Source organism: Pseudoalteromonas sp. 31A1, from assembly GCF_011378815.1.
Taxonomy (GTDB): domain Bacteria; phylum Pseudomonadota; class Gammaproteobacteria; order Enterobacterales; family Alteromonadaceae; genus Pseudoalteromonas; species Pseudoalteromonas arctica.
On record NZ_WTKY01000011.1, the window covers coordinates 67,090 to 79,624 of the forward strand.

General features: G+C 36.2%; 11 protein-coding genes. 9 read left to right on the forward strand and 2 right to left on the reverse strand.

The annotated features are described in order from the left end of the window. Positions 1–69 precede the first annotated feature (69 nt). Genes GQR52_RS11660 through cas6f form a run of 4 tightly spaced genes read left to right on the forward strand, consistent with a single transcriptional unit; the run spans position 70 to position 4,927 of the window. Positions 70–1,245, forward strand: coding sequence for a TniQ family protein (locus GQR52_RS11660; RefSeq protein WP_165728553.1), 1,176 nt, complete (start codon positions 70–72; stop codon positions 1,243–1,245). 3 nt (positions 1,246–1,248) lie between these two features. Further along, complete coding sequence (locus GQR52_RS11665; protein ID WP_165728554.1) at positions 1,249–3,300, forward strand: type I-F CRISPR-associated protein Csy2; 2,052 nt, start codon at positions 1,249–1,251, stop codon at positions 3,298–3,300. Next, positions 3,300–4,328: a type I-F CRISPR-associated protein Csy3 gene (gene csy3 / locus GQR52_RS11670; protein WP_165728555.1), complete on the forward strand. Its 1,029-nt coding sequence runs from the start codon at positions 3,300–3,302 to the stop codon at positions 4,326–4,328. The genes GQR52_RS11665 and csy3 overlap by 1 nt, the downstream gene beginning before the upstream one ends. Then, positions 4,325–4,927, forward strand: a complete 603-nt coding sequence (gene cas6f / locus GQR52_RS11675; protein ID WP_165728556.1) for a type I-F CRISPR-associated endoribonuclease Cas6/Csy4 — start codon at positions 4,325–4,327, stop codon at positions 4,925–4,927. Before csy3 ends, cas6f begins: the two co-directional genes overlap by 4 nt. A gap of 320 nt (positions 4,928–5,247) precedes the next feature. On the opposite strand, the gene GQR52_RS11680 is transcribed toward cas6f, so the two are convergent. Beyond that, complete coding sequence (locus GQR52_RS11680; RefSeq protein ID WP_240914475.1) at positions 5,248–5,400, reverse strand: hypothetical protein; 153 nt, start codon at positions 5,398–5,400, stop codon at positions 5,248–5,250. 327 nt (positions 5,401–5,727) lie between these two features. On the opposite strand from GQR52_RS11680, the gene GQR52_RS11685 reads away from it, so the two are divergent. From GQR52_RS11685 to GQR52_RS11700, 4 genes are all read left to right on the forward strand, one after another. Beyond that, positions 5,728–6,804, forward strand: coding sequence for a hypothetical protein (locus GQR52_RS11685; protein WP_165728557.1), 1,077 nt, complete (start codon positions 5,728–5,730; stop codon positions 6,802–6,804). A gap of 766 nt (positions 6,805–7,570) precedes the next feature. Continuing rightward, a complete protein-coding gene (locus GQR52_RS11690) occupies positions 7,571–8,338 on the forward strand; it encodes a DUF1883 domain-containing protein (protein WP_165728558.1) in 768 nt (255 codons plus the stop codon). Between the two features lie 399 nt (positions 8,339–8,737). Continuing rightward, positions 8,738–9,508 (forward strand): hypothetical protein, encoded by a 771-nt coding sequence (locus GQR52_RS11695; RefSeq protein WP_165728559.1) that lies wholly within the window; start codon positions 8,738–8,740, stop codon positions 9,506–9,508. Positions 9,509–9,815: 307 nt separating this feature from the next. After that, a complete protein-coding gene (locus tag GQR52_RS11700) occupies positions 9,816–10,493 on the forward strand; it encodes a hypothetical protein (RefSeq protein ID WP_165728560.1) in 678 nt (225 codons plus the stop codon). A 28-nt stretch (positions 10,494–10,521) separates the two neighbouring features. Here GQR52_RS11700 and GQR52_RS11705 read toward each other — a convergent pair whose 3' ends face one another. Continuing rightward, positions 10,522–11,475 (reverse strand): IS110 family transposase, encoded by a 954-nt coding sequence (locus GQR52_RS11705; RefSeq protein ID WP_165728561.1) that lies wholly within the window; start codon positions 11,473–11,475, stop codon positions 10,522–10,524. A 349-nt stretch (positions 11,476–11,824) separates the two neighbouring features. On the opposite strand from GQR52_RS11705, the gene GQR52_RS11710 reads away from it, so the two are divergent. Continuing rightward, positions 11,825–12,505, forward strand: a complete 681-nt coding sequence (locus GQR52_RS11710) for a hypothetical protein (RefSeq protein WP_165728562.1) — start codon at positions 11,825–11,827, stop codon at positions 12,503–12,505. Positions 12,506–12,535: the final 30 nt, after the last annotated feature.

The following is a 12,535-nucleotide window of genomic DNA, read 5'->3' on the forward strand; positions in this document are numbered from 1 at the left end:
TAATTATTTTTGACTATCTAATTTATTTAGCCTAAACCTAAACTAAGATTTTCTTAGTTTAGGTTGGCGATGCATTTTTTAGTTCAAACAAAACCTTACCCAGATGAGGCGCTTGAAAGCTATTTGCTGAGGCTTGCAAGTGATAACTCATACGATGGCTATAGTGAGCTTGCTGATATTTTGTGGCAATGGCTTGCAGAGCAAGATCATGAGCTTGAAGGTGCGTTGCCGTTAGAGCTTAACAAGGTTGATGTTTATCATGCTAGGCAAGCGAGCAGCTTTAGAATAAGAGCGCTTAAGTTGGTAGCTCAATTAGCAGATGTTAACGCTGGTGATATTCTTGCGCTTGCATGGCGGCGCAGTAACTTTAAATTTGGCAACCTTGCCGCAGTAAGCCGTAATGAGCTGACTATTCCTCTTGAGTTACTTCGAACTGATAATATACCTGTTTGCATTGAATGCTTGTCTGAATCTTCACGTATTCCTTTTTATTGGCATTTAAAGCCCTATAAAGCGTGCCATAAGCATAAGTCACAATTAACTGCACAACGTAAGGAATGCCATAACTTAATTGATTACAGAGCTTCTGAGGAGTTTTTAGAGTGCAGTTGTGGTTGTAAACTCACCAATAGTGAACAGTTAAACGATGCAGACTTTAAAATTGCATTTGCGCTTGCAAGTAGTAACAGTCATAAAATAGTGGGGTTGATATCGTGGTTTGCGCAGGTTAAGCAACTTGATGTAAGCGATGCAGACTTTAATCGTACTTTTGTTGATTACTTTAGTACTTGGCCTGAAAGCCTTACCGTTGAATTAAACTTACTCACAAACAATGCGCGGCTTAAGCAACTTAACCCTTTTAATAAAACTAAGTTCAACTCTGTATATGGCAATGTGATCCGTGATGCTCAAATAGCCGCAACAACTAACCGTAAAAACAAAGTTCTTGATGAGATTATTAATTACTTTGTCGAATTAGTTGATAATAACCCTAAAACTAAACATCCAAATATTGCTGACTTACTGCTTTGTACTTTTGATACAGCAGTATTATTAAACACCACCACAGAGCAGATTTATAGGCTTCATCAAGAAGGCTTTTTAAACTGCGCTTACCCACAAAAAAAGCACGAACAGCTCAAAGCTGATAGCCATGTTTTTTATTTACGCCAAGTAATTGAACTACAGCAAGCATTTGCAGCTGAAAAGCCTCAAACAAAAAAACAATTTATAGCGCCGTGGTAACTTATGAACTTACAAGATGCATTTGCAATTGAATCACTAAAAGAAAAAACCACAGCACTTAGAAAGTTGTTTGCTCCATACACGCCTCATGTTGCGGTAGATGGCTTTGAAGAACAAGCTCTCGTTGTGCTCATTAATCTTGTTTATAAGCGAAGTGAGATTGATGATTTAACAAGTGTAAGAACTGCTAAAAGAGTATTGCGCGATCAAGTGTTATTGAATAAGTGCATTAACGAAGTTAAATGGTTTCATACCCATAATTTAAAATACCCCGATATACGAGTAAGCCATCAGCGTTTAATTAGTAAGGTAGTAAGTGAAGATATTGCGGGTATTTGTAGCCGGTCATTACCTTTAAGTTTTGGCTGGTCGCACAACAGTGCTGAAATTAATCATGCAAAGCTATTTTTAACCTCATTTATTTGGCAAGGTGAAGTAACTTGTTTAGCAAAGTTACTAATAGCTGAAGAGCCTGTTTGGATTAATTTAATAAGAAAATACGGGTTTACTAAAAAGGCGGTTTTAGACATCGCAGGCAAAATAAAACAGCTTTTGCCAGTGGCAGAGCTCCCATTAGAAGTAAGTTCTTTTTCACCACAGCTACAAATGCCATTTCAGCAAAGCTACCTTGCAGTTACGCCTGTAGTAAGCCACGTAATGCTAGCTAAAATTCAGCAATTAACAACAGAGCATAAGTTAAACTTTGGTTTAGTTGAGCACTCAAGACCTGCCAATGTTGGCGATTTAGCAAGCTCAGTAGGCGGCAATATAAGAGTGCTGCGTTACTTTCCTAAAACATATTCAAAGGCTGTTAACCGCTCTAAAGTAGTCAATAATGATATTGAGAAAACATTTAAAATTCGTGCGCTATTAAGCAGTCAATTTCAACAGGCGCTTTTGGTATTGGTAGGCATTAAACACTTTAATACGTTAAGGCAAAAACGATTAGCGCGAGTAGCGGCTATTAGGCAGGTACGTGTTAGTTTGCAGTTATGGCTTGATAACATTCTGGAAGCTAAAAATAACGCGCAAGAGAAAGCTTATCCTGAGTGGGCTAAGCATTACTTAGATCAGAGTATTACTAACTGTATTAGCCAATTTAGTAACATACTAAATGAGAGCCTAGGTACTTTAAGTAAGCTCAAACGCTTTGCATATCACCCTAATTTAATGGGGTTGTTTAAAACGCAGTTAAACTATGTGTTTACTCATTGTACAACTGAAGAAGAAATATTAAATGATGAGCAAATAGTGTATGTACATTGCCAAGATATGCGAGTGTTTGATGCCGAGGCAATGGCTAACCCATATATTCAAGGTATGCCGTCACTTACAGCTTTAAGTGGGCTTGCTCATAACTTTGAGCGTAAGCTAAAAAACTTTATAGACCCTTCCATTAAGTGTATCGGCAGTGCTATTTACATTAAAAACTATCAATTACATACAGGTAAACCATTACCAAAGCTTGATAAATTAAAGCAAGTGGCTGGGCGTAGTCATGTAATAAGATCAGGAATTATCGATAAACCTAAATGCGATATAACACTCGATTTAATATTTAGGCTTTTTGTACCAAATACTGAGTTGTTAGATAAGTTAAATAGTCAGCTTATAAAGCCCGCACTACCATCTTCATTTGCAGGCGGGACTATGCATCCACCTTCGTTATATCAAAATATAGACTGGTGCCATTTACATACTACACCGAGTGAGCTGTTTAAAAATATAAAAGCAAAATCGTTAAATGGCAGTTGGTTGTACCCTTCAAAAAAAGTAGTCAAAAGTTTTGAACAATTGATTGATGCCCTTAACGGTAACTTTAATTTAAGACCTGCTGCAATTGGCTTCGCTGCGCTTGAAAAACCCGTAAAGCGAGATGCAACATTACATGAATATCATTGTTATGCAGAGCCCGTAATTGGGCTTTTGGAGTGTGTTAGCAATACATCAGTAAAGTACGCAGGCGCTAAGCAGTTCTTTCATGACGCATTTTGGGTTATGGATGTTCAAAAAGAGTCTATGCTTATGAAAAAGTCTAAGTTTGAGTATGAATAATGCAATTACCTCGGCACTTAAGTTACACGCGTTCGCTCTCACCCAGTAAGGCGGTGTTTTTTTATAAAACACCGGAGTCTGATTTTGAACCGCTACAAATAGAGCAAAATAAATTAGTTGGGCAAAAGTCAGGGTTTGGCGATGCGTATCAAAAGCAAAATGTGGCTAAAAATTTAGCGCCACAAGATCTAGCGTTTGGAAACCCCCAAACTATTGATGTGTGCTATGTGCCTCCAACGGTAAATGAGCTATTTTGCCGTTTTTCGCTCAGAGTTGAGGCTAATAGTAATGAGCCTCATGTTTGTGATGATCCTAAAGTTATTTATTGGTTAAAACGTTTTTTTGAAACCTATAAAAAGCACAATGGCCTTAATGAAGTTGCAACTCGCTACGCTAAAAATATACTGATGGGCAACTGGCTTTGGCGCAATCGTCAATCACCGAATGTTGATATTGAAATCCTCACAGAAAATTCAGATCCAATTATTGTTGAAAGTGCACAAAAATTAAAGTGGCAGGGCAATTGGCAAAATAATCAAACAGCACTAATAACATTATCAGAAGCTATTCAAGAAGGGCTCAGCAACCCTCAACATTATTGTTATTTAGATATAACCGCCAAAATTAAAAATGCATTTAGCCAAGAGGTTCATCCTAGTCAAAAGTTTGTTGATACTGTTGAACAAGGCATGTCATCTAAACAACTTGCATACACACAAGTGGGCGATAAAAAAGCAGCAAGTTTGAATTCACAAAAAGTAGGGGCTGCGATTCAAACTATCGATGATTGGTATGAGGGAGGTTACAAACCTTTACGCACTCATGAGTATGGCGCAGATAAGCAAATATTAGTTGCACACAGAACACCTAAGACCCATTCAGACTTTTATTCATTACTTCCGCGGATTGCCATGCATATTAAACACATGGAAAAGCATGGTTTAGGGCAAAATGAAGAATCAAACGCTGTTCATTTTATTGCGGCAGTGTTGATTAAAGGTGGCTTGTTCCAAAGGAGTAAAGGTTGAAGCGCTTTTACTTTATCATTACTTATTTACCCAAAAATTGTGATGTAAGCCTTCTTGCTGGGCGTTGTATTGGTATTTTGCATGGGTTTATGAGCTCACGTGAAATAAGTAATATTGGTGTGTGCTTTCCTAAATGGAATGAGCAAACAATAGGTAATGAATTAGCGTTTGTATCAACAGATAAAAAGCAATTAATGAATCTATCTCAGCAAAGCTATTTTGAGATGATGGCACATGACAAGTTATTTGGCTTATCAAAAATACTCGAAGTACCAACAGAGCAAAATGAGATTATGTTTATTCGCAACCAATCAGTAGCCAAAGCATTTGTGGGTGAAAAGCAAAGGCGATTAAAACGCGCTAAAAAACGAGCTGAAGCCAGAGGCGAAGTCTACAACCCAGAATATAAATTTGAGGCAAAGGGCATAGGCCATTTTCATTCAATACCTGTATCAAGCAAAGGCAATGGGGAGAATTTTATACTTCACATACAAAAAATTGAAAAAGCTGAATCCATAAAAAATCAATTCAACAATTATGGATTTGCGACTAACCAAACATTTCAAGGCACGGTTCCCTCTTTGAATACCCTTTTTTAATAGTTATAAAAGACTCTTTTAATTTTTAATGAGTTGATTGATTAAAAATAAGGATAAATAATTTAAATTCGTTTAACAGTTTGGTATTTATAGAAATTTAAACTATTTTTAATAGTGAACTGCCGAGTAGGCAGCTGGAAATAACGGGGATATCCTCAAGGATATCAGATAAGAGTGAACTGCCGAGTAGGCAGCTGAAGTTAGGCCAGGAATTGAACAACCACAAATTGTGACTCTTAACTGCCGAAAAGGCAGAGGCTAAATAAAAAGAGCCCAGCAAACGCTGAGCTCTTTTTATTTAACTTCAATTAAGATATGAGCTATTTGTGTTTATTCAGGCTTGAGCTTTTTTGTGCTTCACAAATGACTTTATCATCTAAACCATAAAGCTTTCCGTTACTGCTCAGTTTTTCAAAATACTTAGAAAAATACTGTTCTAAATTAGAGTTTATAGCTTCATAAAAATTATCCATAAATACAGCTTGTTCAGCTGCGCTAAGATTATCTAATATAGCTCAATAATAAAGTTCACCCCTAATCCTAAAACAGTATGAGTAAAGAAACTAAAAACAGCCTAGCTGGGTTTCCAAGATCTTTAGACTATTACTCTTTGTAACTTCCTTGTATCAGAGCTCACTCCCGAAACCTCACTCTCTACTTTAGTACCAAATAATTAATCGAAAATTTGGCAGCAAATATTTTTGCAGTTAATCAAAAAATCAAATGTCAGTGTTGAATGAGTAAAATATTGATGTAGTATCGGAAGCTTCAAATCACATTTTTCTAAAAGTGAAACATTCATGGATGGTATTAAAAATAGTCAGATACAACAAATACAAGAAAATATCGCTTATCAAATTGAGAAAATGAATTTTTTGTGTAATGAAAGAAGAAAAAAGAGTCACCAAGTAATCACTGAAGTTGCTAAAAAAATGGAAATTAGCAGGGAAAATGAACTTGCTAACCAAGCATTAACTGATGCGCTTCTGAACTCAATGGCATCGCTGATTGACTATTACTACATGTATTGTTTCATGAAACTGGGCTTGAAGAGTGAAAATATAACGAAAGTGCAATATCGGCCAATAAACAACAACTACATACAAACATCTAGCTCATATAAGGAAAAAGGGTGTCGCCCTTCGATTGGCTTTATTAAAGAGCAATTTGATAAAAAAATTACTGAAATGTCCAACCTAGAACTGTCTGATATACAGTCCCTGTACATACATGATTACTGGCATGCTTTTTTCGGTGAGGCTATATCGAAATTCTTGTTAAAAGTCGGTTTGTTGTCGGATAAATTCAAATTTGAGTACACATCAGAGGGCTTTAAAATTAACAATTTAGTTAAAAAATACCATTTTTACATGGAAGCATTCTATTGCAACGAACTATACAGTAACGGGGCCAAATACAATATCTATCTTGATATTAATAACTGCCTCAAACATAACATTGTGCCATATTTACAAACTGAAATTACCAACTTCGACGATAAGCTTATGGGATTTCTTTTTTTTAATTTTAAGAACGAAGACAGTGTATTCTTGAAAAAAGGATTACTAAAAAGCATTGTTGATTTGGATTACGATGAACTAAGAAAAATATTGAATAAGCTTTCTGCGAATGAAAAATGTAGTCATCAAGATCCAGATATTAAATCTTTGATAGATATTCACTTAAAAGTTGATAAAATTAATGGGTATGTCAGTCATGATAACGCTAGACTTTATTTTTTTGTTGACGAAGTTTTGATAGCGAAAAGTAAAGATGCAACTTTTGTTGATGCTGTTGGTAGTCTAAATCAAACGTTGCGAAGTTTGATTGAAGATATTAAGAGAGGTATTGAGCTGGATTTGAGTGAATTTGATTGAAATTAAATGTAAAAATGGATACGACTCTATTGCTTAATTCTTTTGAGCAAAAAAGTCTACAGGGAGAATTTGCAGCTGACTGCTACGCCAGTCACAAATCACCATATCGATATGATGCTTTTACATTTTGTAATCGAAATTCACCGATTTATCAATGGTGTTGCTGGTTTTTATTGTTTTAGCCACATTAAACTCCCAAAATATAAAAGTTGATGTTATCTACCCATAACTTAATTCTAAAAATTTGCGAAGTTGGCTACGAGCGATAACCGTCCAGTTAAAAGCGGTTACGCATTACATCATCTTTGATTTATCCATAGCCCTCACTATTGAATGGCATCTCGTGGTTTATTGGTGTGATGAATTTATATGTGGCGACAAATAAAATAGCGCGAACGAGTTAGCAGCCTTGGTTACTTTAAATCAATGAGTTAACCTGCTTAATTGCTCGGGCTAGTAGCGACTGTACGTGGTGAAAATATCATTGCTTAACAGTTAAATATTAGGTTTAATAGGGACATAATAAACACTGAGTAACGCAGGGATAGCTTAGATACGATATACACGTCAATGAAATTGGCTAAATATCGGTTAGGCCATAAAAAGCAAATTCCCATAGCATAAACAACACCAACGCGAACACACCGAGCAGGTAGCGCCTCAGTCCAACAAGCGATTATGCAACACAAACTGCGTGTTGCATAAATACTAAAGTGTTATGCCTCTTTAGTCATCTGCAAGGCTCAATATATAAATAAGGATATTAATGAATTTTTTACAGTTCGACTTAGGAAACCTCAAACGGGGTGAGATTGTTGAGGTAACACTAACAAGTGGTGCCAATGTAAGATTAATGACTAGTTCAGAGTTTAATAATTACAAAAACGGAAGAAAGCATAGGTTTATTGGCGGACTAGCTAAAAGATCACCTGTAAACCTTCAAGTAACAAGTTCAGGTCGATGGTACGTTGCTGTAGATATGCAAGGACTTCGAGGTTCAACAAAAGCATCCGTGAGAACACTTCCAGGAATGTTACCTGAAATACAAGAACGACCATTATCAGAAGTGCCTAGCCTAGTCAGGGATAATGTTCCTCCTCCTCTTGAGTCTGATGGTGAAACTCACGATGTATTCATATCTCATGCATCCGAGGATAAAGATGATTTAGTTCGCCCTTTGGCAAACGCTTTAATTGCCAAAGGTCTAAATGTTTGGTTTGATGAAATGACACTTAGAATTGGTGATAGTCTAAGACAAAAAATTGATAAAGGGCTAGCTAATAGCCGTGTAGGTTTAGTGGTTTTATCTCCACCCTTTATTAAAAAAGGTTGGACTAACTACGAACTCGATGGAATTGTCACAAGAACAGTATCAGGCGAACAGGTTCTTCTGCCTATTTGGCACGATATCACCAAACAACAAGTTGTTGATTTTAGTCCGTCTTTAGCTGACAAAGTCGCTCGTAGTACAGCAACTCATACAATAGATGAGATCGCTCAGGAGATATATGATCTTCTTGAGTCTAAGGCATAACAAGGCACTTAAACGCAACTAATACAGTGAGTTAGGTTTCGCTTCGCTTCACATTATAACCCACAATTTTAGTCCGCTTAGTGCGTCGTTACCACTGTCTGCAATTGGCACTGAGCCGAATTTCTGCATAGAGCGAATAGCAGACATTAAAAAATTAAATTTATTCCTATGTTTTGAGTAGGAATCTAATTTTGTCCGATAACATTATTAGACGCCGTTTTGGGGCAAAATAACATGCTTAGTTCCTAGTTGTTTTAATTACTTGTTTACAAAGGTAATTATTGGTGAAATTATCAGAGTATGTAATATACGCCGTTTTAGTGTGTTATAAACCACCTAAATGGTGTCCAATAAGCTGTTAGATTTCTTTCATCAAATCCACCATCGGTAAACTTTGCAATGTTGAATTTCAGAATTACAAAATACGATCCTAAAAATAGAAATTCCGATGGTCATTACAAAGTTGATGAATGGACGTGTCCATCAGAAGTCGGGAAATCATTTAACGGTGTTGAGTTTAAAGCATCGGAATACTTTGAAGTTGAAGAAAAATATATAAATGCTGTTATAGAATGCCTCCAATCCAAACACATTAAGCACCTTCGAGTAGTAGACCTTGAGTCTAGGTTTGTACAAGATAACCTTTCGGATAAGGATAATCAGTGGTTAGTTAGCGAAGAGTTTAAGGTTATTGATCTATTTGAAGACAAGAAACTCGAAATAGATGATCTTAAAATTGTAATCAAGATGATTTTACGAGGTTTTCTGTGGTGCAGATTAGAGATTAATGAACAATTTAGTCTTAGGTTTGGTTGGGACTACTACATGTATATTTGTTGTATTAATTTAAATGAGAGCACGATTAAAAAAATTAGTGAAACGGGATTGTTTGTTGAGCTACTTGAACCACTTTACGATATGAAACGTTGTGACTTTTATATCCAAACTTGTCGTACAGACGAAGATGGAGATAGCTTAGTTGAAGAAGAAACACTCCTTAAAACTATGACTCGGGAAAAAATAAAGCAAAGTTTAGGTCTTTCTGATGAACATACTGGAAATCATAGTTTTGACATAACTCCTCAAAATTTTGCAATGTTTAAAAATGACTTTGAGTTTAACTTTACGGAATATGAGTATTGTCTATATTGCGATAAGATTTACATATAGGTTAAAACGAAATCTAACAAGGGTTTTCAAGTCGGACTCGTAACAGTTTGCTCGGTTCCGCTTCGCTTCACATTTTAGCAAACAATTACAAGCCGCTTAAAACGGCGTTGAGGCTGTAGAATTACTCCAAACTGAAAAATGGCGTATGATTTTTGTGTTAGTACAGCCTTTAAAGTTCACTTTCTAGTGGAATATTGCCTCGGAATTCACGTAGCAACGCAATTTGAGGCTAAATTTTTAATAAATTTCGAGGCTGTTTTTTCTAAAATAGAAATTCTACAGCCTCGTTAGCCGTCATGGAGGATGTATGGATTTCCGAGGCAAAATAATAAAATCGACACATGTTTTTTTTCGATCTGGATTTCTTTATAAAATAGCTTTAGAAGCTAGTAATAAAGTTGAGAATGAACCCGAACAAGCACTTGTTAGTCTAATCTTTAGTTATAATTCATTAGAAGCATTTATAAATGAAACCGCAATGAGTTGTGAGATCTTTAGCGGTGGTCGGAGAACCGATAAAGAACGTGATTTCTATGACTTAATTAATCAAATGCAAGATGATCAAGTATCAACAGCAGAAAAATATCATACAGCTAAAGAACACTTTACTGATAAAAGGTGGGATAAAGGAGGGAAGGTGTTTCAAAATTTCACACTCCTTACGTTGTTAAGAAATGAACTTATCCATCGAAAATCTGAAGTAGTAAAACAAAAGAAAGTAATAGGTGGGGAGAAATCTGAAATTGACTTATGTTCAATTCGGAATAAATTGTATTCGCGGTTAAAGGATAAGAAGCTAGTAACAAACATCGATCCAACTGCAGATGAAAGTTGGATTGATAGTGTTCAAAATCCACAGTTTGCAAAGTGGTGTTGTGAAACTGCTTTAGATATGACAACTGAGTTTTTTTCATATCTACCTGAAGGTCATTTTAAACATAAAATGATGGAACAGATGTCTTTTCAGCCTTATGTAAACGGCTAACAAGTGACTATGGTGTCAATTCCTAATTTCAAACCATTTTAGGATCCCACATGACACCATCCCTCACCATAGAATTTATGATTACTATAAGCTTTCTTATACAGGCAATAATAGCCACTTTTTTAGGTTTCCCTGCCGCGACTAGCCGATGATAAATAGCTTTAAATTTAGGGTTACATTGGATAGCTGACATCATTGCCATATACATTGCGGTTCTAATTTTTGGCCGTCCACCTCGTATCATCCGTTTACCCTGATAAGCACCACTTTCTCGATTAAATGGTGCAACACCAACCAGTGATGCAGCCTCTTTATTGTTTACACACCCAAGCTCAGGCATGTCACTAAGTAAGTTAAATGCGACAACATTCCCAACGCCAGGCACACTTTGAATAATGTCATTCTTGACCTTATATTCGTCACATTCTTTGATGAGTTTTTGTAGTTTCAAATCTACTTTTTCAATCTGATTTTTTAATGCCGTTAGGATAGGTTTTATTAGTGATGATATTGTTTTTGGCATTATCTGTGAACGATTTTTCTCCATCGTTTGCATATCCATTAACTGCCTTCTTCTAGAAAGTAAATCACTCATCAAGCGCATCTGCTCTGGCTTTAAAGATGAGAGTGGTGGCTTTATTGCTTCACCAAAATGAGCGATGAGTTGCGCATCAAGCTTATCTGTTTTTGCTTTTTGGCCAATAGCGCCTGCGAAACGTTTAATATTAACGGGATTAGCAACAACGAAAGGGATATTCGCTTGAGCACACGCCATAATAAAGGGGTGTTCAAGGCGCCCAGTTGCTTCAATAGTAACACGCGTTATTAGGTGCTTTTTTAGTGTTTTTATAGCGTGTTTAATGCCGCCGTCATTGTTTTCTACGGTGAAATATATATCTAACGGTCGGATGTAAATATCGAGTTGAGTTTTACCTGTATCGACACCGACGTTAATTTCATTTTGATTATTGAGTGTATTCATAATAAGCTGACTCTGCCTTGCGATTCGGGCTCGAGGCCCCGTTGACTATCCGAGTTTAATGCTTGGAGTTTATACAGCGTTCTTTCTTGTTATCGGTCTCTCAATAGAGGAGCCTTCAATCAATCGAGCTACTGTATAAAAGGCTTTGGTTGCAGCCAAAGCTTGGGCCTCACATTACCCGAACTTGGTTAAAGTATTAATTAATTTATGGGTTTATTATCCATACAAGGCAATTAAACGGAACTAAAACAGTTGGTTAAGTTTCGCTTCGCTACACATTATAACCAACAATTTTAGTCCGCTTATTGCGGCGTTACGTGTCAGTGTTGTAATCATCATGGAGTTCTATATGGAAAATTTTTGTGAGGCAAAAGGAGTGAATTTGGAGAATATTTTCTTAGATAAGTTTCAAGAAGAATCCCCTGATATGTACGCAAAAATTAACGATTTTAAAATAATGATTCGGATAGCCGAGGTATTAGAAAACCGCTATAGCGTATCGTTTTTGTTAGACTTATTCTTTGGATTTGAAAATAGTATTATAAATGTTGATGCTGTCATGCATGAGGTGAAGTTTCTTGAGGGAACTGAACCTGAAAGCCACACTAAAGAGCAATCTGAATTTAAAAGACCTCCACTTAAAGGACTTTGGCATAAACATTACATGGATGGTAGCATTTCTGGGCTAGCTCAAAATGTTAATAATGCGCTAAAAAATTACAGTATCCCTTATTTTAAGCAAAGAATAATAGATGCTAAAAAAAGTGGTGAAGAGCAATATATGACTGCCGAGGATATTTCTCATATAGTGAACGATCTCGTTACGGGTAACTTACAGAGACGTAGAGAAGAACAAAAAACAACTGGTGAATGGCTCATTTATGCTATCCATGAAAACACCAAGTATTATCTTTGTTTGGCAAAACATGGTGATGGTGACGATGCTATTCGTAAAAAAATTAATTCGTCTTGTATTTACGAATTTCCATTTTTAAAAGAAATTTTACCGGTTCAAGTTGAAAACACGTAACAAGAGTCTAAGGTTACGACAGTCCGCTCA